This window comes from Rhizobium sp. IBUN, from assembly GCF_000510625.1.
Taxonomy (GTDB): Bacteria; Pseudomonadota; Alphaproteobacteria; order Rhizobiales; family Rhizobiaceae; genus Rhizobium; species Rhizobium altiplani.
On record NZ_AZNV01000025.1, the window covers coordinates 24,325 to 46,351 of the forward strand.

26 protein-coding genes and 1 pseudogene are annotated in these 22,027 nt (G+C 60.7%); 16 read left to right on the top strand and 11 right to left on the bottom strand.

Annotated elements, in window-relative coordinates:
- Nucleotides 1-12 precede the first annotated feature (12 nt).
- Nucleotides 13-321, top strand: coding sequence for a pyrophosphatase (locus RHIBUN_RS37425; protein WP_084659768.1), 309 nt, complete (start codon nucleotides 13-15; stop codon nucleotides 319-321).
- Here RHIBUN_RS37425 and RHIBUN_RS33720 read toward each other — a convergent pair.
- The 3 genes and pseudogenes from RHIBUN_RS33720 to RHIBUN_RS0121305 form a co-directional block, all read right to left on the bottom strand.
- Nucleotides 318-815, bottom strand: a pseudogene (locus tag RHIBUN_RS33720) (GNAT family N-acetyltransferase). The gene RHIBUN_RS37425 and the pseudogene RHIBUN_RS33720 overlap by 4 nt on opposite strands.
- A gap of 19 nt (nucleotides 816-834) precedes the next feature.
- Nucleotides 835-2,250, bottom strand: coding sequence for a metalloprotease TldD (tldD, locus tag RHIBUN_RS0121300; RefSeq protein ID WP_018858991.1), 1,416 nt, complete (start codon nucleotides 2,248-2,250; stop codon nucleotides 835-837).
- An 84-nt stretch (nucleotides 2,251-2,334) separates the two neighbouring features.
- The gene (locus RHIBUN_RS0121305; RefSeq protein ID WP_007793136.1) at nucleotides 2,335-2,922 is read right to left on the bottom strand and encodes an invasion associated locus B family protein; all 588 of its coding nucleotides are present in this window, start codon (nucleotides 2,920-2,922) and stop codon (nucleotides 2,335-2,337) included.
- Between the two features lie 337 nt (nucleotides 2,923-3,259).
- Between RHIBUN_RS0121305 and coxB the strand changes: the two genes are divergently transcribed.
- The 6 genes from coxB to RHIBUN_RS0121335 all read left to right on the top strand — a co-directional run bounded on the left by coxB (nucleotide 3,260) and on the right by RHIBUN_RS0121335 (nucleotide 8,576).
- Nucleotides 3,260-4,153 carry a cytochrome c oxidase subunit II gene (coxB, locus tag RHIBUN_RS0121310; protein WP_025661096.1) on the top strand — a complete coding sequence of 298 codons (894 nt, stop codon included), beginning with the start codon at nucleotides 3,260-3,262 and terminating at the stop codon, nucleotides 4,151-4,153.
- An 18-nt stretch (nucleotides 4,154-4,171) separates the two neighbouring features.
- Nucleotides 4,172-5,869, top strand: coding sequence for a cytochrome c oxidase subunit I (ctaD, locus tag RHIBUN_RS0121315; RefSeq protein ID WP_018858993.1), 1,698 nt, complete (start codon nucleotides 4,172-4,174; stop codon nucleotides 5,867-5,869).
- Between the two features lie 69 nt (nucleotides 5,870-5,938).
- The gene (locus RHIBUN_RS0121320; RefSeq protein ID WP_018858994.1) at nucleotides 5,939-6,895 is read left to right on the top strand and encodes a heme o synthase; all 957 of its coding nucleotides are present in this window, start codon (nucleotides 5,939-5,941) and stop codon (nucleotides 6,893-6,895) included.
- Nucleotides 6,895-7,032 (top strand): hypothetical protein, encoded by a 138-nt coding sequence (locus RHIBUN_RS36925; RefSeq protein ID WP_018858995.1) that lies wholly within the window; start codon nucleotides 6,895-6,897, stop codon nucleotides 7,030-7,032. Before RHIBUN_RS0121320 ends, RHIBUN_RS36925 begins: the two co-directional genes overlap by 1 nt.
- A gap of 1 nt (nucleotide 7,033) precedes the next feature.
- Nucleotides 7,034-7,639 carry a cytochrome c oxidase assembly protein gene (locus tag RHIBUN_RS0121330; protein ID WP_025661097.1) on the top strand — a complete coding sequence of 202 codons (606 nt, stop codon included), beginning with the start codon at nucleotides 7,034-7,036 and terminating at the stop codon, nucleotides 7,637-7,639.
- Between the two features lie 58 nt (nucleotides 7,640-7,697).
- A complete protein-coding gene (locus RHIBUN_RS0121335; protein ID WP_018858997.1) occupies nucleotides 7,698-8,576 on the top strand; it encodes a cytochrome c oxidase subunit 3 in 879 nt (292 codons plus the stop codon).
- 62 nt (nucleotides 8,577-8,638) lie between these two features.
- Here the strand turns inward: RHIBUN_RS0121335 and RHIBUN_RS0121340 are convergent, their stop codons facing one another.
- A complete protein-coding gene (locus RHIBUN_RS0121340; RefSeq protein WP_025661098.1) occupies nucleotides 8,639-9,280 on the bottom strand; it encodes a chloramphenicol phosphotransferase in 642 nt (213 codons plus the stop codon).
- 131 nt (nucleotides 9,281-9,411) lie between these two features.
- On the opposite strand from RHIBUN_RS0121340, the gene RHIBUN_RS0121345 reads away from it, so the two are divergent.
- The 6 genes from RHIBUN_RS0121345 to RHIBUN_RS0121370 all read left to right on the top strand — a co-directional run bounded on the left by RHIBUN_RS0121345 (nucleotide 9,412) and on the right by RHIBUN_RS0121370 (nucleotide 14,004).
- On the top strand, nucleotides 9,412-9,795 hold the full coding sequence (locus tag RHIBUN_RS0121345) for a DUF983 domain-containing protein (protein ID WP_018858999.1): 384 nt from the start codon (nucleotides 9,412-9,414) through the stop codon (nucleotides 9,793-9,795).
- Nucleotides 9,788-10,537 (top strand): SURF1 family protein, encoded by a 750-nt coding sequence (locus RHIBUN_RS0121350; RefSeq protein WP_025661099.1) that lies wholly within the window; start codon nucleotides 9,788-9,790, stop codon nucleotides 10,535-10,537. Before RHIBUN_RS0121345 ends, RHIBUN_RS0121350 begins: the two co-directional genes overlap by 8 nt.
- Before the next feature lie 62 nt (nucleotides 10,538-10,599).
- A complete protein-coding gene (gene ispH, locus RHIBUN_RS0121355) occupies nucleotides 10,600-11,601 on the top strand; it encodes a 4-hydroxy-3-methylbut-2-enyl diphosphate reductase (protein WP_018859001.1) in 1,002 nt (333 codons plus the stop codon).
- 107 nt (nucleotides 11,602-11,708) lie between these two features.
- Nucleotides 11,709-12,674, top strand: a complete 966-nt coding sequence (locus RHIBUN_RS0121360) for a homoserine kinase (protein WP_025661100.1) — start codon at nucleotides 11,709-11,711, stop codon at nucleotides 12,672-12,674.
- Nucleotides 12,671-13,111, top strand: coding sequence for a ribonuclease HI (gene rnhA / locus RHIBUN_RS0121365; RefSeq protein ID WP_018859003.1), 441 nt, complete (start codon nucleotides 12,671-12,673; stop codon nucleotides 13,109-13,111). Before RHIBUN_RS0121360 ends, rnhA begins: the two co-directional genes overlap by 4 nt.
- A gap of 89 nt (nucleotides 13,112-13,200) precedes the next feature.
- Nucleotides 13,201-14,004: an endonuclease/exonuclease/phosphatase family protein gene (locus RHIBUN_RS0121370; protein ID WP_025661101.1), complete on the top strand. Its 804-nt coding sequence runs from the start codon at nucleotides 13,201-13,203 to the stop codon at nucleotides 14,002-14,004.
- A 66-nt stretch (nucleotides 14,005-14,070) separates the two neighbouring features.
- On the opposite strand, the gene fdhA is transcribed toward RHIBUN_RS0121370, so the two are convergent.
- On the bottom strand, nucleotides 14,071-15,261 hold the full coding sequence (fdhA, locus tag RHIBUN_RS0121375; RefSeq protein ID WP_025661102.1) for a formaldehyde dehydrogenase, glutathione-independent: 1,191 nt from the start codon (nucleotides 15,259-15,261) through the stop codon (nucleotides 14,071-14,073).
- 258 nt (nucleotides 15,262-15,519) lie between these two features.
- On the opposite strand from fdhA, the gene RHIBUN_RS0121380 reads away from it, so the two are divergent.
- The gene (locus RHIBUN_RS0121380; protein WP_025661103.1) at nucleotides 15,520-15,828 is read left to right on the top strand and encodes a Dabb family protein; all 309 of its coding nucleotides are present in this window, start codon (nucleotides 15,520-15,522) and stop codon (nucleotides 15,826-15,828) included.
- A 37-nt stretch (nucleotides 15,829-15,865) separates the two neighbouring features.
- Here RHIBUN_RS0121380 and RHIBUN_RS0121385 read toward each other — a convergent pair whose 3' ends face one another.
- The 6 genes from RHIBUN_RS0121385 to RHIBUN_RS0121410 form a co-directional block, all read right to left on the bottom strand.
- Complete coding sequence (locus RHIBUN_RS0121385; protein ID WP_025661104.1) at nucleotides 15,866-16,765, bottom strand: zinc ABC transporter substrate-binding protein; 900 nt, start codon at nucleotides 16,763-16,765, stop codon at nucleotides 15,866-15,868.
- Nucleotides 16,766-16,781: 16 nt separating this feature from the next.
- Nucleotides 16,782-17,654 carry a metal ABC transporter permease gene (locus RHIBUN_RS0121390; RefSeq protein WP_025661105.1) on the bottom strand — a complete coding sequence of 291 codons (873 nt, stop codon included), beginning with the start codon at nucleotides 17,652-17,654 and terminating at the stop codon, nucleotides 16,782-16,784.
- Complete coding sequence (locus RHIBUN_RS0121395) at nucleotides 17,651-18,391, bottom strand: ABC transporter ATP-binding protein (protein ID WP_025661106.1); 741 nt, start codon at nucleotides 18,389-18,391, stop codon at nucleotides 17,651-17,653. Before RHIBUN_RS0121395 ends, RHIBUN_RS0121390 begins: the two co-directional genes overlap by 4 nt.
- Nucleotides 18,388-18,516, bottom strand: a complete 129-nt coding sequence (locus RHIBUN_RS37935) for a hypothetical protein (RefSeq protein ID WP_272481253.1) — start codon at nucleotides 18,514-18,516, stop codon at nucleotides 18,388-18,390. The genes RHIBUN_RS0121395 and RHIBUN_RS37935 overlap by 4 nt, the downstream gene beginning before the upstream one ends.
- Before the next feature lie 135 nt (nucleotides 18,517-18,651).
- Nucleotides 18,652-19,137, bottom strand: coding sequence for a peroxiredoxin (locus RHIBUN_RS0121405; protein WP_018859011.1), 486 nt, complete (start codon nucleotides 19,135-19,137; stop codon nucleotides 18,652-18,654).
- A gap of 62 nt (nucleotides 19,138-19,199) precedes the next feature.
- Nucleotides 19,200-20,036, bottom strand: coding sequence for a protein-disulfide reductase DsbD domain-containing protein (locus tag RHIBUN_RS0121410; RefSeq protein WP_025661107.1), 837 nt, complete (start codon nucleotides 20,034-20,036; stop codon nucleotides 19,200-19,202).
- A 140-nt stretch (nucleotides 20,037-20,176) separates the two neighbouring features.
- Here RHIBUN_RS0121410 and RHIBUN_RS0121415 point away from each other — a divergent pair, with 140 nt between their 5' ends.
- Together RHIBUN_RS0121415 and RHIBUN_RS0121420 are read left to right on the top strand one after the other, a co-directional pair.
- Nucleotides 20,177-20,776 (top strand): YqgE/AlgH family protein, encoded by a 600-nt coding sequence (locus RHIBUN_RS0121415; protein WP_018859013.1) that lies wholly within the window; start codon nucleotides 20,177-20,179, stop codon nucleotides 20,774-20,776.
- A gap of 155 nt (nucleotides 20,777-20,931) precedes the next feature.
- On the top strand, nucleotides 20,932-21,999 hold the full coding sequence (locus RHIBUN_RS0121420) for a putative zinc-binding metallopeptidase (RefSeq protein WP_025661108.1): 1,068 nt from the start codon (nucleotides 20,932-20,934) through the stop codon (nucleotides 21,997-21,999).
- The last annotated feature ends 28 nt before the right edge of the window (nucleotides 22,000-22,027 follow it).

The following is a 22,027-nucleotide window of genomic DNA, read 5'->3' on the forward strand; positions in this document are numbered from 1 at the left end:
CTTTCCGACAGAATCAGGGTTCTCCTTTGTAAACAAAAGGAGCGTGCGTCGCGGAACTACGCCGATGCCAACGGCATCGAGCGCGACGCCGACTGGTTTCTGCTGAAGCTTCAGGAGGAAATCGGCGAGCTTACCCAGGCTTGGAACCGTGTCAGCGGGAGAGGGCGCAAAAAGGGCAGGTCGGATGAGGAGCTACGGCTGGACCTTGCCGACGAGGCGGCCGATGTCCTCGGCCACATCCTTCTTTTCGCGCACAGGAACGATCTGGATCTCTCAGCGGCAATCAAGCGCAAATGGCTCTTCCGGCCAGAGCAGCGCTAGGCTGCAGTGATCCTGCGCCGATAGAATTTGCTGTCCACGGCCATCAGTGGGAACGATGGCGGAAGCTCACTTTTCGAAACTTCGGCGAATCCATTCTTCTCGTAGAACCGGTGGGCGGCGAGGAATTTGTCCGTGGTCCCAAGGAAGATGTCTTTGATCCCCTAAGCCTCCGCATGGTCAACCAACCCGGCAAGAAGACGGGCTGCGACTCCATGTTCGCGACCGCGCACATCGGCAGCAACAAACATCTTGCGCAGCGCCGTCTGGCTGTTGCCGATGTCCTTCAGCCCGATCGTGCCGACGATCTGGCCATTGCGCACCGCCACCCAGAACTGACCTTTTCCGGATTGATAGAAATCAGGAATGGCGGCGAGATCAGGCTGGTCGTCGGCCGTGATCGCGATGCCGAATTCCTCGCGCTGGATCGGCAGGATCACCGCGAAAACATCATCGATATCGGAGGCAACGAAAGGTCTGATTTCGATTTCGCTCATCGCCGCTGCTCGTTCTAGACTAGGCTTTCGTGCCGCCGACGGTGATCTGATCCATCCTGAGGTGCGGCTGGCCGACACCAACCGGAACCCATTGCCCAGCCTTGCCGCAATTGCCGATCCCGGTGTCGAGCTTCATGTCATTGCCGACCATTGAAACACGCTTCATGGCGTCCGGCCCGTTGCCGATCAGCATCGCGCCCTTGATCGGGGCGCCAATCTTGCCGTTGTCGATCAGGTAGGCCTCCGTGCAGCCGAACACGAACTTGCCCGATGTGATATCCACCTGGCCGCCGCCGAACGAAACCGCGTAAATGCCCCTCTTGACGGAGGAAATGATTTCCTCCGGCGTCTTGTCGCCACCCAGCATGTAGGTGTTGGTCATGCGGGGCATTGGAACGTGGGCATAGCCCTGCCGACGGCCGTTGCCCGTCGGTGTCATGCCCATCAGGCGGGCGTTCTGTCGGTCCTGCATGTACCCGACCAGCTTGCCGTTTTCGATCAGCACGTTGTAGCCGGACGGCGTGCCCTCGTCATCGATGGTGATCGAGCCGCGGCGGTTGTCGATCGTACCGTCGTCAACGACTGTGACGCCGGGCGCCGCAACCATCTGGCCGAGGAGACCGGCAAAGGCCGAGGTCTTTTTCCGGTTGAAATCGCCTTCGAGACCGTGGCCTACCGCTTCGTGCAACATGACACCCGGCCAGCCGGAACCAAGCACGACGTCCATGGTGCCGGCGGGCGCCTCGATCGCCTCCAGGTTCACCAGCGCTTGCCGCAAGGCTTCGTCGGCGCCGTATTGCCAGTTGTCCTCGGCGATGAAATCGCCAAAACCGATGCGGCCGCCGCTGCCGTAGGAACCGCTCTCCTGGCGGTCGCCTTCGCCTGCAATGACCGAGATGTTGATACGCGTCATCGGCCGGATATCGCGAACGCGGTGACCATCGGCGCGCAGAATATCGACAACCTGCCAGCTGGCGGCGATCGATGCGGTCACCTGGCGCACCTTGGCGTCCTTGCCGCGCAGATAGGCGTCGATGTCCTGTAACACCTTGACCTTCTCTTCGAAGGTCGGCGTGCCGATCGGGTTCTCGTCGGAATAGAGCTTCTTGTTGGTCCGCTGGGGAGCCGCCGCATAGCTGCCCGCATGACCGCGGGTGACGGCGCCAACCGCATCGGCGGCGCGCTTCAGGGCCGCGACGGAGAGGTCGCCCGCATGCGCATAGCCGACCGCTTCGCCGGCAACTGCGCGCAGGCCGAAGCCTTGCTCGGTGTTGAAGCTGCCGCCCTTGAGGCGTCCGTTATCGAACATCAGCGATTCCGCCTGGGAATGTTCGATGTAGAGCTCCCCATCATCAGCGCCGGAAAGCGCCTCGGCAACAAGCGAGCGCATCTTCGCTTCGTCGGCATCGAAAAGCGTCAGGAGATCCGTATTCATATCTTTATGCTCCGCTGAAGCAGGAATGCTATCAGCCGATGTAGGTTCGGTGGACGGTTCGAGCAAGCCCCGAAGGCGAGACGATCAGGGGAGGGCGTCGTAGCCTTCAGCGAAACCCTTGAGGTCGACAGGAATGCCGATCCCCTCTTCCGGCGTCTGGAAGACGATGAAGGTGGCGCTCGCGCCGCTGCGGAAGGTCTTCAGCAGCTCGTCCTCGAGAACGACCTCAGCGTAGCAGCCATCGGCGAAGCAACGTACGAAATAGGCGCGGCCGATATCCTTGCCGTCGACGTTAAGGCCGAGGCCGTTCGGCAGCAGGACGCCGAGCGGGGCGAGGACGCGCAGGATTTTTGACTTGCGGTCGGCGGTCTTCAGCACCACGACGGAGAGACCGACCTCAGGCCGATCCTCGGCTATGACGTTCTGCATCAAGGCGCACTGCTCGGTCGAGGCGCCGGCCGGCTTGTCGCAGACGACCGACCATGCGCCGTGGTTCGACTTTACGGTGCCGGGTGCCTGCGGCTGCGTCTGGCCGGGCGTTGCCTGCGTGGCGGGAGCTTGGGGCGCGGGCTGTGCCGGCGCGGGCTGCTGCTGGGCGAAAGCGGGAGCAGTCGCTGCGGCCGCAATGCACGCTGTCAGCACGAACGGCCGTGCGAGGGAACGGAAACCCATGAAAACCTCTGCAATTCGAATCAGTGCCGCTAAATTGGGGCGCGCCACCAAAAATGAAAAGCCCCACCCGCTGAAAAGCCGGGGACTACGGCGGAAATGGGACGTTTATCCGAGAATGTTGGCGTAGTCGGGCGCTGCACAAGCTTTATTTCGTCGGTGATCGCGAAAAGATGGAATGTTTCTTTATGCTTGGATCAAGCTGTTTGAATGCGAAAATGCCGCACGAACAAACGCTTTGGGCGGTTGCGATCAATGACAAACTGTGGTTTGAAGCGCTGAGATGGCAAGGATTCTGTGCGCGATTTTGCACGGACCAGCGCTCGAGGGAGATATTAAGGTGATTAAGAAGGCTTCTGCAGCTCTGACCGCGCTGGTCTGTCTGCTTTTTGCTTCCGGCAGTTATGCCGACCAGCCGCAGCCGTGGCAGGCAACATTGCAGCCGGCAGCCACGCCGATCATGCGAGACATTCATTGGTTTGAGCAATATACCCTGTGGTTTATCGTTCCGATCACGCTTTTCGTGTTGGTCCTTCTTATTGTCGTCTGTCTGAAGTTCCGCTCCGGTGCCAATCCGGTGCCTTCCAAAACGAGCCACAATACGCTGATCGAAGTCGCATGGACCGTGGGACCGGTTCTCGTGCTTCTTTTCCTCGCGGTGCCTTCGTTTAACCTTTTGACCGCCCAGCTGACTTTGCCGGAAAATCCGGATGTCACCATCAAGGCGACGGCCACCCAGTGGCAGTGGAACTATGAATATGAAGGCTCGGGCGAAACCCCGGTCGCTTTCGACTCCTATCTTCTGAAGGATCAGGATCGCGCCGCTGCCGGCAAGGAAGACAAGTCGCGTTATCCGCGCCTCCTGGCCGTGGACAATGAGCTGGTCCTGCCTGTCAACAAGACCGTCCGTGTTCTCGTGACGGCTGCTCCCACCGACGTCATTCACGCTTTTGCAATGCCGTCTTTCGGCGTCAAGATCGACGCCGTACCGGGTCGCCTGAACGAAACCTGGTTCCGTGCCGAGCGGGAGGGCCTGTTCTACGGCCAGTGCTCCGAACTCTGCGGCAAGGACCATGCGTTCATGCCGATCGCTATCCACGTCGTTTCCGAGGACAAGTACAAGCAGTGGCTCGCCGGTGCTGCTACTGATCTGCCTGGGGCGTACAAGACACTCATGGCCGCAACCGATGGTCCCGCAAAGACCGTCGACGTTGCCGAAAACGTCGCACAGTAAGGGAAGAGGGAACGGGACATGGCTGGACCTTCCGCACACGATCATTCGCATGATCACGGTCATGGCGCACACGCCCATGACGACCATCACGATCACTCGCACAAGCCGAGCTTCATCAATCGCTGGTTCTTTTCGACGAACCACAAGGATATCGGCACGCTTTACCTGATCTTCGCGATCATGGCCGGCATCGTCGGCGGCGCGCTCTCCGTTGCCATGCGCATGGAGCTGCAGGAGCCGGGCATCCAGATCTTCCACGGTCTGGCATCGATGGTTTACGGCTATGAAGGCGACGCCGCCATCGACGGCGCCAAGCAGATGTTCAACATGTTCACCACAGCGCACGCGCTGATCATGATCTTCTTCATGGTCATGCCGGCGATGATCGGTGGCTTCGCCAACTGGATGGTGCCGATCATGATCGGTGCGCCTGACATGGCGTTCCCGCGTTTGAACAACATCTCCTTCTGGCTGATCGTTCCGGCCTTCCTTCTGCTGGTCATGTCGATGTTCGTCGAAGGTCCGGCGGGCGCTTACGGCGCAGGCGGCGGCTGGACGATGTATCCGCCGCTGTCGAGCTCCGGCACGCCGGGTCCGGCTGTCGACCTTGCGATCTTCGCGCTCCACATTGCCGGTGCGTCCTCGATCCTCGGTGCGATTAACTTCATCACCACGATCCTGAACATGCGCGCTCCGGGCATGACGCTGCACAAGATGCCGCTCTTTGCCTGGTCGGTTCTGATCACCGCCTTCCTGCTTCTGCTGTCGCTCCCGGTTCTTGCCGGCGCCATCACCATGATGCTGACCGACCGCAATTTCGGTACGTCCTTCTTCGTGCCGGAAGGCGGTGGCGACCCTATCCTCTACCAGCACCTGTTCTGGTTCTTCGGTCACCCCGAAGTGTACATCCTGATCCTGCCCGGCTTCGGCATCGTCAGCCACATCATCTCGACCTTCTCGCGCAAGCCGATCTTCGGCTACCTCGGCATGGCCTACGCCATGGTCGCGATCGGTGCCGTCGGCTTCGTCGTCTGGGCGCACCACATGTACACGGTCGGCCTGTCGCTCGACGCGCAGCGCTACTTTGTGTTCGCAACGATGGTCATCGCCGTTCCGACGGGCGTGAAGATCTTCTCCTGGATCGCGACGATGTGGGGTGGCTCGATCAGCTTCCGCACGCCGATGGTCTGGGCGATCGGCTTCATCTTCCTGTTCACCGTCGGTGGCGTGACGGGCGTCCAGCTCGCCAATGCCGGTCTCGACCGCTCCCTGCATGACACCTATTACGTCGTGGCTCACTTCCACTACGTTCTGTCGCTTGGCGCCGTCTTCGCCATCTTCGCTGCCTGGTACTACTGGTTCCCGAAGATGACCGGCTACATGTACAACGAGTTCATTGGCACGCTGCACTTCTGGGTCATGTTCATCGGCGTCAACCTGGTGTTCTTCCCGCAGCACTTCCTTGGCCTCGCGGGCATGCCGCGCCGCTACATCGACTACCCGGATGCGTTTGCCGGCTGGAACTATGTTTCCTCGATCGGTTCCTACATCTCGGCCGTCGGCGTGCTGATCTTCCTCGTCGGTGTCTTCGAAGCCTTCGCCAGGAAGCGCGTTGCCGGTGACAATCCGTGGGGTGAAGGCGCAACGACGCTCGAATGGCAGCTGTCTTCGCCGCCGCCGTATCACCAGTGGGAACAGCTCCCGCGCATCAAGTAAGATGCGAGAAATCGCGACCGCCGCGTGTTACAGTGCGGCGGTCGGCTTACAAGTTTGCAGGACAATAGAATGACAGTTATCGGCAATCGCAAAGCTCTTGCACACGACGGCGAGTTCCGCCTGTCGGAGGCGAGCGCGCGCGATTATTTTGAGCTTCTGAAGCCGCGCGTCATGTCGCTCGTGGTCTTCACGGCATTTGCCGGTCTCGTTCTGGCACCGGGGCACATCAATCCGGTTCTCGGTCTCATTGCCATCCTGTGCATCGCCATTGGCGCAGGCGCTTCAGGCGCGCTCAACATGTGGTACGACGCCGATATCGATGCGATCATGACCCGCACAGCAAAGCGTCCGATACCGGCCGGTCGTGTCGCTCCGCGCGAGGCGCTGGCATTCGGCTTGGTGCTTTCCTGTTTTTCGGTGGTTATCCTGGGGCTCGCCGTCAATTGGCTCGCAGCCTCGATCCTCGCCTTCACGATTTTCTTCTACGCCGTGATCTATACGATGTGGCTGAAGCGCTCGACGCCGCAGAACATCGTTATCGGCGGTGCCGCCGGCGCCTTTCCGCCGATGATCGGCTGGGCCTGCGTGACGGGTACCGTCACGATCGAAAGCTTCGTGCTCTTCATGATCATCTTCCTCTGGACGCCAGCCCATTTCTGGGCGCTGGCTCTGTTCAAGATGAAGGATTATGAGGCCGTCGGTGTTCCGATGCTGCCCAATGTCTCGGGTGAGCGCACCACCAAGCATCAGATTGTTGCCTATGCCGTGCTGACGGCGGTGTGCGGCGTGCTGCCGACTGTCCTAGGCTTTGCGAGCCTCGGCTACGGCCTGGTTGCCGCAGTCCTCGGCGCAATCTTCATCTACTGTTCCATCGCCGTCTGGCGGATGCCGGACGGCGATGAGAAGATGATCCCGGCCAAGAAGCTCTTCGGCTACTCGATCCTGTATCTTTTCGCAATTTTCTCCGCCCTGATGTTCGACCGGCTGGCGGCCGTGCTCGTTTCGCATGCGGGAGGCATTTTCTGATGGATGTCGTCAAGCTTACGGAAGCGCAACGCAAGTCGCGCCGCAATCGCAACGTCGCTCTTGGCCTGGTTCTGGCCGGCCTTGTCGTACTCTTCTACGCGGTCACGATAGTGAAGTTCACATCGGGGCACATGTAAGATGAGCGAGATGCAGAGCACGCCGAGGAAACAGCGCAACAATGGCGCCGTCGTTTTCATGTGCCTTGCCTTCGTCGTCGGCATGGGCGCTGCGAGCTATGCGGCTGTTCCGCTCTATCGGATGTTCTGCCAGCTTACTGGTTACAACGGCACGACACAGCGCGTCGAGCAGGCCTCCAGCGTGATTCTCGACCGCAAGATGCGCGTCACCTTCGACGCCAACATTGCGCCGGGTCTCGACTGGGAGTTCAAGCCGGTCCAGCGCGAGGTCAACCCGCGCATCGGCGAAACCGTTCAGGTGAATTTCACCGCGGTGAACAAGTCGAACGAGCCACAGCGCGGCCAGGCGGTGTTCAACGTCACCCCCGGCGAAGCTGGCGTCTATTTCAACAAGGTGCAGTGCTTCTGCTTCAACGAGACTGTGTTGAGGCCGGGCGAAAAGCTTGAAATGCCGGTCGTATTTTACATTGACCCTGACATTACCAAGGCCGTGGAATCGAAAGATATCCACACTGTTACCTTGTCCTATACGTTCTACCCTAAAGAGGGTCCGAAGCCGGTGGCTTCGAATGAGGGTGAAACGGTAAAGCTTGAAAAGAAACTTTGATTGAGGTTCGTGTCCGGCGATGCCGGAGCGGAGAGGAAGAGATCCGGGGATAGCTTACATGGCTGATGCGCATCAGAAACATCACGACTACCACATCATCGATCCGAGCCCGTGGCCGCTGCTGGCTTCGATCGGCGCGTTGATCATCACCTTCGGCGGCGTTGGCTTCATGCGCTACCTCAACGGTGGCTCGCTGCATCTCTTCGGCGTCGAATGGGCGCATCCGTGGCTGTTCTTCATCGGCCTCGCGCTCATCCTCTACGTCATGTTCGGCTGGTGGTCGGACACGGTGAAGGAAGCGAATGAGGGCGCTCATACGCGCGTCGTCTCGCTGCACCTTCGCTACGGCATGATCATGTTCATCGCTTCCGAAGTGATGTTCTTCGTCGCCTGGTTCTGGGCCTACTTCGACGCCAGCCTGTTCCCGAATGAAGCGATCCAGGCCTCGCGCGTTGCCTTCACCGGTGGCCAGTGGCCGCCGAAGGGCATCGAAGTCCTCGATCCCTGGCACCTGCCGATCTACAACACCGTCATCCTGCTGCTGTCGGGCACGACCGTCACCTGGGCGCATCACGCGCTGCTGCATAACGACCGCAGGGGCCTGATCCAGGGCCTGACGCTGACCGTTCTGCTCGGTGTCCTATTCTCGAGCGTGCAGGCCTACGAATACGCGCACGCTCCGTTCGCCTTCAAGAACTCGATCTACGGCGCGACCTTCTTCATGGCGACCGGTTTCCACGGCTTCCACGTTCTGGTCGGTACGATCTTCCTGCTGGTCTGCCTGCTGCGCGCGATCCGCGGCGACTTCACGCCGAAGCAGCATTTCGGCTTCGAAGCGGCGGCCTGGTACTGGCACTTCGTTGATGTCGTCTGGCTCTTCCTGTTCTTCTGCATCTACGTCTGGGGCGGCTGGGGCGCTCCGTTGGCGGCAGGCTGAGCGGGCTGTCTGGAATTTGAAAAGGGCGGGTGCCACGGCACCCGCCCTATTCGTTTTGGGGATTAGCGCATGGCGGCGATGCGCTCGAACGCGGAGGGTTCCGGAATGCCGAGGTCCAGGCGTTGCCGGATCGCCTCGGCGCATTCGAAAGGCGTCAATACAGAGGTATCGACCTCCAGGTCGTAGATGCCGGGGATATGCACCTGCTCCTGCCAGAGCTGGACCGGATGGGGGACGGCGTCGTGTTCGTCGGCGCGCACATACAGCGTATGCCGTCCGGGCGCAGGAATGTTTCGCCTTTTCATGATGACCTTGATCGGACATTTGACGCCGACGAAAAGCACCGGCAATCCCTCAAGCCGACGCGCGCAATCGGAAAGAATACCGAGCGGCCGAGAGTAGCTGTCGTGATGACCGAGGTCAGCCACCACATTGAGCCCGAGGCCGGCATGGATTGCAATCGACTCGTAAAGCGCAGCATAGAAGAACGGCACCATCTCCTCGAGGTCGGGACGTTCCCCACCCGGGCGGAGCCCGATGCCCGGCAGATAGCGTTCCGGGGTCATGTCGTTGTAGGTGTCGACGCCGAGGTTCATCCAGGGACCGTCGAAGTGCTCCTGGATCGCGTTGGCGATCGACGATTTTCCACTGCGCGGGGCGCCGTTCAGAATGACGATCTGTCCGGCCGAGCTGTCGTATGTCATCAGTTTTCTTCTTCTGTTTGGCGCGAATCGCTGAGGCGAAAGAGCGCAGGTATTTCCTTTCCCTCTGCGAATACTTTATGGGTGAGTTAAGGCAGACGCACAGGTTGGCCATAGGCAATTGGAAGGATGGCATGAACGAGGACAGCGCGCATTTTCCACCGGTCGATCCGGTGAAGACAGGCATCAGGGGATGCTGCCCGCGCTGCGGCCAGGGGAAGCTCTTTGATGGCCTGCTCGCGCTGAAGCCCCGCTGCTCGGCCTGTGGTCTGGACTACGCCTTTGCCGATGCTGGCGATGGCCCCGCCGTGTTCGTCATTTTGATCGTCGGCTTCATTATCATCGGCTCGGTGTTGTGGCTGGAAGTCAACTACGCGCCGCCGATCTGGCTGCACATTATGCTGTTCGGCCCCCTGACCGTCATTCTCTCCCTGCTTGCCCTTCGCTGGTGCAAGGGGATCCTGATCGCGATGCAGTATCGCCACAACGCCAGCGAGGGGCGCATTTCCCGTGACTGAATTTCATGTTTCGGCGTCACGCCGAAAGCGACCGGTCCTCACCGGCATCGCGGTGGTCATTGCGCTTGCCATCCTCCTCTCGCTCGGCACTTGGCAGGTCGAACGGCTGCACTGGAAGGAAAAGCTGTTGGCCAATATCACCGAGCGCCGGCAGGCGTCGCCGGCATCGCTTGCCGATATCGAAGGAATGGCCGCGACGGGCGAGGATATCGACTATCGCCACATCACGGTCAGCGGCGAATACGTCAACAGCAAGGAGCGGCACTTCTTTGCGACCTGGCATGGCCAGACGGGTTTCTATGTCTACACCCCGCTGCAGTTTGCCGATCGCCGCTATCTCTTCGTCAACAGAGGTTTCGTTCCTTACGACAACAAGGAGCCGGAAATGCGGATGCAGGGCCAGCTCACCGATCAGCAAACGGTGACCGGCCTTGCTCGTGCAAAACTTCCGGGCAAGCCGTCCTGGGTGGTGCCTGATAATGATGTCGCCAAGAATATCTTCTACTGGAAGGACCTCGACGTGATGGCGTCGAGCGTCGGGCTCGACAAGGCCGAGGTGGTTCCGTTCTTCGTGGATGCGGACGATACCCCCAATCCGAAGGGGCTGCCGATCGGCGGGGTCACCGATGTCGATCTGCCCAACAACCATCTGCAATATGCCTTCACATGGTTTGGGCTTGCGGCAACGCTTGTCATCATCGTCGTAGTCGCGCGTTTCCGTAAGCGGGGTCCCGCGCAATAGTATCGCTTCAATTCTTGCCTATATTGGGCTAGAGAGCCCTATCCCTACGAACCGGAACAGACATGAATATTGCGGCGAAACCTCCCTTGACGATCAGGCTCTGCGGACCGCGCGGCTTTTGCGCAGGCGTCGACCGTGCCATCCAGATTGTCGTGCTGGCGCTGAAATCCTACGGTGCGCCTGTTTATGTCCGCCACGAGATCGTCCACAATCGCTATGTGGTCGAAGGCCTGGAAGCCAAGGGCGCCGTCTTCGTCGAGGAGCTCGACGAGATCCCGGAAGAGCACCGCGCTCAGCCGGTCGTCTTCTCCGCGCATGGCGTGCCAAAATCCGTGCCGGAGGATGCAAGCGCCCGCAACCTCTTCTATCTCGACGCCACATGCCCGCTGGTCTCCAAGGTGCACAAGCAGGCGATGCGCCACAACAAGCTCGGTCGCCATGTCGTTCTGATCGGCCACGCGGGCCACCCGGAAGTGATCGGCACGATGGGCCAACTGCCGGAGGGCACGGTCTCTCTCATCGAGACGGTCGAGGACGCCGACGTCTATCAGCCCGCCGATCCCGACAATCTCGGCTATGTGACGCAGACGACCCTGTCTGTGGACGATACGGCCGGCGTGATCGCGCGCCTGCAGGAACGTTTCCCCAATCTGACCGCACCGGCGGCCGACTCGATCTGTTACGCCACGACCAACCGGCAGGAAGTGGTGAAGCAGGCAGCCCCCGGCTGCGATCTCTTCATCATCGTTGGAGCGCCGAATTCCTCGAACTCCAAGCGGCTCGTCGAGGTGGCTTTGCGGGCAGGGGCCAAGAAATCGCTCCTTGTGCAACGCGCCTCGGAACTGGATTGGGACGAGATCGGCCCGATCTCCACGCTTGGTCTGTCAGCCGGTGCATCGGCGCCCGAGGTGATCGTCAACGAGATCATCGAGGCCTTCCGCGCGCGCTTCGACGCCAAGGTCGAGCTTGCCGAGACGGTTCAGGAAAACGAGCATTTCCTCGTCAACCGCGAACTGCGCAGCATAGAGCTGACGCATGAGGATATGGCGTGGGTGAACGGGTGAGCCGCAATCCCGGTTAGGGGAGCAGTCGTCGAGGGGACGATTGCGGTGGCTGCCAACGCTCTGCGGGGCGCTGGCGTTCGATTGATCAAGCTTTCGTGGGACGTAAATTGGCAGTCTATACCGATATTTCCGAAGACGATTTGAAGTGGTTCCTGACGGAGTACGACACCGGAACGCTGCTCTCCTACAAGGGGATCGCGGAAGGCGTCGAGAACTCGAACTTCCTGCTGCACACCACCAAGGATCCGTTGATCCTCACCCTTTACGAGAAGCGCGTCGAGAAGAACGATCTGCCGTTCTTTCTGGGGCTGATGCAGCATCTGGCCGCTCGCGGTCTGTCCTGCCCGCTGCCGTTGCCGCGAAAGGACGGGGCCTTGCTTGGTACGCTGTCCGATCGCCCGGCAGCGCTGATCTCGTTCCTGGAAGGCATGTGGCTGCGCAAGCCGGAAGCCAAGCATTGCCGCGAGGTCGGCAAGGCGCTGGCAAAGATGCACGTCGCTGGCGACGGCTTCGAGTTGAAGCGGCCCAATGCGCTGTCGGTCGATGGCTGGAAGGTACTCTGGGAGAAGTCAGAGGCTCGGGCCGACGAGGTGGAGAAGGGGCTGCAGAACGAGATCCGCACGGAGCTCGATTTTCTCGCGGCCCACTGGCCGAAGGACCTGCCTGACGGTGTCATCCATGCGGATCTTTTCCCCGACAACGTCTTCTTCCTCGGCGACGAGCTATCGGGCCTGATCGATTTCTATTTCGCCTGCAACGACCTCTTGGCCTACGATGTCTCGATTATCCTGAACGCCTGGTGCTTCGAGAAGGATGGCGCCTACAACATCACCAAGGGCATGGCGATGCTGGAAGGCTACCAGAGCGTCCGACCGCTCAGCGATGCCGAACTGGCAGCACTACCGATCCTTTCGCGCGGTTCGGCATTGCGCTTCTTCCTGACGCGCCTCTACGACTGGCTGACGACGCCGGAGGGGGCGCTGGTCACCAAGAAGGACCCGCTCGAATATCTGCGCAAGTTGCGCTTCCACCGGCAGATCGCCAACGCCGCGGAATACGGACTCTCGGCATGAAGCACGTCGATATCTACACCGACGGCGCCTGCTCCGGAAATCCCGGCCCCGGCGGCTGGGGCGCGGTGCTGCGCTATGGCGAAGTCGAAAAGGAACTGTCGGGCGGTGAGGCGGAGACGACCAACAACCGCATGGAGCTGCTGGCCGCCATCTCGGCGCTGACGGCGCTGAAGAGCGCGTGTGAGGTCGACCTCCACACCGACAGCAAATACGTAATGGACGGCATCTCCAAGTGGATCTTCGGCTGGAAGAAAAACGGCTGGAAGACCGCCGACAAGAAGCCGGTAAAGAACGGCGAACTTTGGCAGGCGCTAGACGCCGCCAACCAGCGCCACAAGGTCAAGTGGCACTGGGTCAAGGGCCACGCCGGCCATCCGGAAAACGAGCGCGCCGACGAGCTCGCCCGCAAGGGCATGGAGCCGTTCAAGAAGCGCTAGACTTGGTGCTCGGAATGGTGCGGAAACAAGGACATCGCGCGTTTCCCTGAATCTGCAAGGAATCGTTCGGCGTAGATCGGGGGGATGTGATGCGGATTGTTTCGCTGAATGCATGGGGCGGAAAGCTGCATGCGCCGCTCATTCCCTACCTCGCCGAGATCGACGCCGATGTTCTCTGCCTGCAGGAAATCACGCGCTCGGTAACCGTTTCCAGTGACTGGCTGGTCTACCGCGACGGCAGTCATATCCTGCCGCAACGCGCCAATCTGTTTGCCGAGATCAAGGCGATCCTTCCCGCCCATGATGCCCTCTACGCGCCGACCGCAAGGGGCGAACTTTTCGAAGGCGAGACCTCTGTCGTGTCGGAATTCGGGCTTGCAACCTTCGTGCGCCAATCGCATCCGGTCATTGGCCAGGCGATGGACTTCGTACACGGCGACTTCTCGAGCGATGGCTATGGCGCACACCCCCGCGCGCGCAACGCGCAGTGCCTTCGCCTGTTCGATTATCGCGCCAATCGTCCGATTACCATCGCCCAACTGCATGGCCTACGCGACCTTGCCGGCAAGGGCGACACGCCAGCGCGTCGCGGCCAGGCGGATGTCTTGGTCGCTCTCATCCGCCGCATATGGCGCGAGGGCGAGCCGCTCGTCGTCTGCGGCGACTTCAATGTGCTTCCTGACAGCCTCATGTTCGACGCGCTTGCCGAACTCGGTCTCACCGACCTCGTGACCTCGCGCGGCCATAAGGATACTCGAACCTCGCACTACACCAAGGAAGGCCGCTACGCCGACTACATGTTGGTCACGGCAAATGTTGACGTCGTGGGGTTCGACGTCGTTGAACAGCCCGAGGTGTCCGACCATCGGGCTCTCTTGCTGGATATCGCGTAGGAATTTTGGGGTGGCGCAACGGATGCGGAATGCACCCGCTGCGCCGAGCCTCGGGAGGCTTGTTGATTACGCCGCCTTGGCGACTTCGCCGTGCGGGTCGAGCACGAACTTCATCGCAGCACCATGGTCGAAGCTTTCGTAGCCCTGTACCGCATCTTCAAGCGGGATGACCTTGGCGTTGACGATATCGGCGATCGGCAACCGGTCATGCAGGATCGCCTGCATGAGCTGGCGGTTATACTTCAGCACCGGCGTCTGGCCCGTATGGAAGGACTGCGCCTTTGCCCAGCCGAGGCCGAAGCGGAGCGACAGGTTGCCGTGCTTGGCGGCGTTGTCGACGGCGCCCGGATCTTCGGTCACGTAGAGGCCGGGAATGCCGATCGAGCCGGCCGCGCGGGTGATTTCCATCATCTGGTTCAGAACGATCGCCGGTTGCTCGCCGCCCGAATGCCCGCGTGCCTCGAAGCCGACGGCGTCGATGGCGCTGTCCACTTCGTTAGTGCCGGTCACCTGCGCGATCATGTCGCCGAGCCGGTCGCTCTTCGACAGGTCGATCGGCTCGAAGCCGACCTTGGCGGCATGGGCAAGGCGATCCTTGTTGAAGTCGCCGATCATCACGACGGCAGCCCCGAGGATGCGGGCGGATGCAGCCGCCGCAAGCCCGACCGGACCGGCGCCGGCGACATAGACGGTGGATCCGACGCCGACACCGGCGCGCACCGCACCGTGGAAACCGGTCGGCAGGATGTCGGAGAGCATGGTCAGATCGCGGATCTTTTCCATCGCGCGGTCGCGGTCCGGGAATTTCAAGAGATTGAAATCGGCATACGGAATGGTCACGTAGCGGGCCTGCCCGCCGATCCAGCCGCCCATGTCGACGTAGCCGTAGGCGCCGCCGGCGCGCGACGGGTTGACCGTCAGGCAGACGCCCGTGTCCTGCGATTTGCAGCAGCGGCAGCGGCCGCAGGCGACGTTGAACGGAACGGAGACGAGATCACCGATCTGCAGCATCTCGACATCGACACCCTTCTCGATCACCTCGCCGGTGATTTCGTGGCCGAGAACAAGGCCTGGCATCGCGGTAGTGCGGCCGCGAACCATATGCTGGTCCGATCCGCAGATGTTGGTGGAGATCACTTTCAGGATGACACCGTGCTCGATCTTGCGGCCATCGGGTGCCTCAAGTTTCGGATCGTCGATGTCGTGGATTTCGACCTTGCCGGGCCGCATGTAGACGACGCCTCGGTTCTTGCTCATTTCCATCTCCTCCGTTGAAAATGCTGCCTCGTGCGGGGCTCCTCTTCCCCGCACACTGGATACCGACAGATTAGACGAGAATGTAGGACGCGCCGTTCCGTTTACGACGGTTTAGGGCGTCGAATTGGTCACGTCTCGCACGCCGGTGTTGCCGTGGCCATTCAGATGGGGATCTCTGCAAAACGGCACATCCTTGTCACTTGCCCCCGCGACGTTTCTCCTTATGCTCGCCTGAAAACGGATCCGGGAGGTCACCACATGATCCTGCACTGCGTGCTGATGCGGCTTAAGGCTGCCATGACAGGGGAAGAGAAGCAGTCCTTGTTTGACGCGATCGTCGCATTGAAGCAGGTGATCCCCGGCATCATCGACATCAAGTATGGCCCGAATGTCTCGCCAGAGGGGCTACATGCGGGCTACGTCGATGGTTTTGCGGTCACCTTTGAAAGCGCGGAAGCGCGCGACGTCTACCTCGTGCATCCCAAGCACGTCGGCGTCGGCGAGCGCATCGTGTCCTCGACCGACGGCGGCTTGGGCGGCCTGATCGTCTTCGATCTCAACTATTGAGGCCGTGCCGCGCCTTGGCGCGATCCGGCCGTCGCCGTCAGCTGGCTTTCGCCATCGCCGCCACGAGCAGATCGACGTTGTAGCGGAACATCTTCTCGTAGGTCGAAGCCGGCCCCTTGGCGTCGGAAAGAGACTCGACGTAGAGCTCGCCGCCGGGTTCTGCCCCCGTCGCCTTCGCGATCTGCCTGACCAGGCGCGGATCGTTGGAATTCTCGATGAAATACGTTTTCACGTGCTCGGCCCTGATCTGCTCGATCAGCTTGGCGACATCGGCGCCGGAAGCTTCGCTCTCCGTCGAGACGCCGACCGGCGCGAGGAACTGCACGCCATATTCACGGCCGAAATAACCGAAGGCGTCGTGGCTGGTCAGGACCTTGCGATGGTCCTCAGGGATATTGGCAAGCTCCGAGTGCGCGTAGGCATCGAGCGCATCAAGCTTCTTCAAATAGACTTCGGCGTTGGTCTTGAACGCCGCAGCATCGGCCGGCGCGGCCTTCGCAAGCGCCCCTTCGATGTTGGCGACCCAGACCTTGACGTTGACCGGGCTGTTCCAGACATGCGGGTCGGTGACCGTCTGCCCATCCTCTTCCATGCTGCGGAACTTGATCCCTTCCGAGACGACGACCGGTTTGCCCTTGTAGCCCGAGGCGCTGATCAGGCGGTCCATCCAACCCTCCAGACCCTCACCGCTGACGAAGGCAACCTGTGCAGCGTTGAGGTTCTTCGCGTCGCTTGGTGATGGTTCAAACTCATGGGGGTCGCCGTTCGGGCCGACGAGGCTTGTGACCGTGACGCGGTCGCCGCCGACCTGGCGGACGACGTCGGCAAGCACGGTGAACGATGCGACCACCTTGAGGGTTGCGGCAGAAGCCGACGTCGTCGAAAGCGCGACGAGTGCGGGAAGCATCATTGAGAAAAGCAGTCTGCGGGAAATCATTGGGGGTCTCCGGTTGTCAGCCCTTCAGATGCGGGCGAGGAAGATACCGCCGGGCAAGGCCCGACGGGGCAAGGAAGATCGAAATGGCGTAAAGCAGCGCCGCCGTCATGATGATCGTCGGTCCGGAGGCGAGTTCGAGATGGTAGGAGGCGATGAGCCCGAGATAGCCGGAGGCTGTGGCACTCGCCGCCGCGATTGCCATCATCGACGGGAGGCTAGGCGACCAGAGCTGCGCGATAGCGGCCGGCAGCATCATAAGGCCGACCGCCATCAACGTCCCCAGGGCCTGGAAGCTCGCGACCAGATTGAGTACGACCAGCAGCAGGAAGATAAAGTGATAGATCGGTCCGCGTCCGCCGATGGCTCGGAGAAAGCCGGGATCGAAGCATTCCGCGACCAGCGGCCGGTAGATGATCGCAAGCGTTGCCAGCGTCGCCGTGCTGATCGCGCCGATCTCGTAAAGGGCGGATGCATCGATCGCGAGGATGGTGCCGAAGAGAACGTGCAACAGGTCGATATTCGAACCGCGCAGCGAAACGATGAGCACGCCGAGCGCCAGCGAGGAGAGGTAGAAGCTGGCGAAGCTCGCATCTTCCTGTAAGGAGGTCGCGCGGCTGACCATGCCGGACAAAAGTGCAACTGAAAGCCCGGCAACGAGCCCGCCCAATCCCATTGCCGTAAGCGAGAGCGAACCGGCAATAAGATAGCCGATGGCGGCGCCGGGCAGAACGGCATGGCTCATGGCATCGCCGACGAGGCTCATTCGCCGCAGCATCAGGAACACACCGATCGGCCCGGAGCCAAGCCCCAGGCACAGGCAGGCGACGAGCGCGCGGCGCATGAAGCCATAATCCGCGAAGGGCGCGAGGAGGAGATCGTAGGCGGTCATCTGGCGGGCTCGCAAATGCCGGCGCTCTCGTCCCATCGCTCGGCCATCGCCCGCGCTTTGCGAAGGTTCGCCTCGGACATGACATCCGCCGTTGCGCCCCAGCCGATGACGTCGCGCGCAAGCAGGAGTGTCTGCGGAAAGTGGGCGCGGACCTGCGTGAAATCGTGAAGGACAGCAAGCACCGTTCGGCCTTCGCCATGCCAGTTGGCAACGATATCCAGAAGATCCCGCGTGGTGCGGCCATCGATAGCCGTGAACGGCTCGTCGAGAAGGATGACATTCGCATCCTGCAGCAGCAGCCTTGCAAAGAGCACGCGCTGAAACTGGCCAGCCGACAGCGATCCGATGCCGCGCCGTTCGAAGCCTCCCAGCCCAACTGCCTCCAGTGCGTCGTGCGCTTTCTGCCACTCCGCTGATGCAATGTGCCCTAAGGCCCCAGACTGTCGCCAGGCTCCCAGCAGAACCGTGTCGAGTACCGAGATAGGAAAGCGGCGGTTGATGTTGGCTGCCTGTGGCAGATAGCCGAAATCCGTGCTCTTCAGCCGGTGCCTTATCATGCCGGAGGAGGGACGGAGTTCTCCGATAATCGCCTTCAGCAGGCTCGATTTGCCGGCTCCGTTTGGGCCGGCGATCGCCGTCAGGCTTCCGGCCGCGATGGTTCCGGTCACATGATGCACGGCTGGATGCCGCTGATAGGCGACCGTCAGATCTTCAAGCTCGATCGCAATGGCGCTCATGGCAGCAGCGTCGCCCAATGGATTGCCGCCCAGAGCGGGATGCCGATCAAGGCAACATAGAAGACGCGACGGCCGGCAGAGAGCGCCATCAGGCCTGAAGAATGTCGAAGCTCCCAAAAAGTCATAGCAACACCAAAATGTAATAACATTACAGTTATGTTATAACAAATGAGGCAAAAAAATGGCGTGCTGTGAACTTTGACGACGAAACAAAAAAGCGGCCGCATGGGCCGCTTTCAGTTTGGTTGAGGCTCGAAGCCTTACAGCTGTTCCAGCATCCTGGCGGCGCCGGAAACCGTAGCCTGACCTGGGCTTTCTTCGACATTCAGTGATTTCACGACGCCGTCTTCGACGAGCATCGAGTAACGCTTCGAGCGAACGCCGAGACCGCCTGCCGAGAGATCGGTGTCGAGGCCAAGCGCCTTGGTAAAGCCCGCGTCCCAGTCGGCGAGGAAGTGGATCTTGCCCATGCCGCCCGAAGACTGGGCCCAGGCACCCATCACGTGCCAATCGTTGACGGCGACGACGGCGATGTCATCGACGCCTTTGGAAAGGATGGTGTCGCGGTTCTCGAGATAACCCGGCAGGTGGTTCAGCGAGCAGGTGGGCGTGAACGCGCCGGGGACCGCAAAGAGAACAACGCGCTTGCCGTTGAAAAGCTGCTCCGTCGAAATTTCGACCGGGCCATCCGACGTCTTTTCCTTGAAAGTGGCCGCAGGAAGCTTGTCGCCGATTGCGATGGTCATGGACGTCTCCTTGTCATATGGCGGCACTAGTGCCGCGATTTTGGCGCGACTATAGAACGAGATCACTCAAAGGCAAGCGGTGTCTCGATGGCGCGCGAGCCGTCGATGACAAGAGCGCTCCATGTCTTTCCGCTGAGGTCATATGCCTTGGGAAGCTTGTCCACGGACAGCGTCGTCGTGAAGTTGCGACCGTCGCGATGGGTTGCCGTCTGTTTGGTAAAGACGCGCCCGCTCGGGCCTGTGACGATCACCTCAGGCGCGCTCTCGCCACTCTCCGGCAGGGTAATGCTGAGGGAAAGTTGCTTCATGTCGGCCGACAGCGCGTGGTCGTCGACTTTGAATGCGGAGGAGGCGGCTTGTGGCAAGGCTGCCTCGGCATCCCTGAGAATGGCCTCTTCGGCCGGCCGCGACTGGGCCAATTGTTTAAAGGTCAGCGATAGCTCTGCCTGGAAGGGGATGCAGATTTCCTCGCAGATGCCGATAAAGGCGTTTGCCTTGAGCTCATGAAGAGCAGGGTCTTTCGCCGTCAGTTGCAGCGGGAAGGTGACAGGCGCGTCGTAGGCAACCTCATCGATCTTGTCGGCGACAATGTGCTTTGGGACGGGGTAGCTCATCTTGTCGAGCGACACGCCTTCGGAGGAGAGAGTGACTTGAGGCGGGATGCCGCTGTTGCCCGGTTCGCGCCAATAGGTGATCCAGCCTGGCTTCGGCTCGATCTGCAATCCGGCGCGAATATTTCCGTTTGCATCGGGCGGAAGCGCGATCAGGCGCATCCGACCGCCCTCGTTGTCGGCCCAGGCGCTCATCTCCGCCCTGGCGGGCTGAGAAAACTGCAGCACGGCGACGAACAGGCACAGGGCGGAACCGAATTGGCGGATGGTGAGTGAAATAGTCTGCATGGATCAATGATGTATTGAAAATCCCTATGCTCGGCTAGAACTCGCGTACATTTAAGTTTTCATTTTCAGTTGATTGATCCGTGACATTGGCTCATGCTCATGGTGTCGGGGCCTAGCGCGGTCTGGCAGAAGGAGGAGTGATGTCCTTGGCGACCGTGAAAAACAAAAGAGAACGCGGCTTCTTCGATGGCCAGTTTCTCATTGCCATGCCGGGCATGGAGGATCGAAATTTCGCCCGCACGGTGATCTACATCTGCGCCCATTCGGATGCCGGCGCGATGGGGTTCGTGATCAACCGCCCGCAAGAGCTGACCTTTACTGACGTTCTCCTGCATCTCGAAATGATCAAGGACGAAGAAGCTATCCTCCTTCCTCAGCATGATTGCCCGATCCAGACGGGTGGGCCCGTGGAAAGCGGCCGCGGCTTCGTGCTGCACTCCGATGACTATCTCTGCGAATCCAGCATTCCCGTCAGTGACGATATCTGCATGACGGCAACGCTCGACATCATCCGCGCCATTTCCAATGGCAAGGGACCGAAGCGGGCGACCATGCTGCTCGGCTATGCCGGCTGGGGTGCGGGACAGCTGGAAGCCGAAGTCGGCAACAATGGCTGGCTCACATGCGCGGCGAATGAGGAGCTGATCTTCGATCGCAGCCTCGACGACAAGTACGAGCGAGCACTGGCCGCAATGGGTATCAATGCCGCCATGCTCTCAGCCGAAGCCGGCCACGCCTAATCGGCGGAACGATCTGCAAAAAAAGCGCGTTCTCTGCTGGCGCGGGCAATAAGGCCCAGTCAGGAGAAGCAGGTTGATGGAAACCACGACCGGAAATTGCCCGCCGTCCATGTTGCACGATGGGTTTTTGATCCCCATCCCGAGGGAGGCGCGCGTTGAGGCTCTTTGTATGTGACAACTGCGACCAGGTTGTTCATTTCGACAATCGCCAGTGTGTTCGGTGCGGTCATCGCCTTGGCTTCCTGTCGAATAGTCTGCGCATGCATGCAGTTCAGCAGCAGGACGGCGATGTCTGGCAATACGTGGCTCAGCCGGATCTGGTGCGCTTCTGTGCCAATGCCGGCCTCGACGTCTGCAACTGGCTGGTGGAGGACGGAGACGCGGGGGATTACTGCGTCGCCTGCCGGCATAACAGGCTTGTGCCGAATTCAGCGACGCAAGATGGCGTCGATCGGTGGCGCCGCATCAGCCAGGCACAGCGGCACCTCTTCTACTCCCTCTTGCGTTGGCGGCTGCCGCACCCGGACCGCACGCAGGATCCCGTAGGCGGCCTGGTTTTCGACTTCCTCGAAGACACCGTCAAGGAAGACGGCAGCGTCGTGCCAGCGATGACGGGACACGAGGAGGGCCTTATCGCAATTCGGGCCGCCGAGGCCGACGACGTCACGCGCGAACAGGCTCGCACCTCGATGAACGAACCTTACCGGACGCTGCTCGGTCATTTCCGCCACGAGACGGGTCATTTCATCTGGAACCGCCTCGTGCGCGATAGGACCGCCTTCGATGGATTCCGAGCGGTGTTCGGCGATGAGCGCAAAGACTACAGCGAAGCCCTTGCACGGCACTACGCGAACGGCGCTCCGCCCGGCTGGCAAGAGAGTTTCGTCAGTGCTTATGCCAGCGTTCATCCCTGGGAGGACTTCGCTGAGTGTTTTGCTCATTACCTTCACATTGTCGATACCTTGGAGACCGCTCGAGCCTTCGGCGTTGCAATTGATCCCCGCGGTCACGAAGAGATGGCGGCCGAGGTGGATTTCGACCCCTACAGGGCAGCAAGTGCCGATCAGCTTGTCGACGAGTGGGTGCCGCTCAGCGTTGCGATCAACTCGATACAGCGCAGCATGGGACAGCCCGATTCCTATCCGTTCGTGCTCTCAGCGCCGGTGGTCACCAAGCTTGAATACATGCATCAGCTGATAGCGGGAGCCGCTGCGCCGCAATAGGGAGCGGCATAGCTCGGGTCGCGGGTCG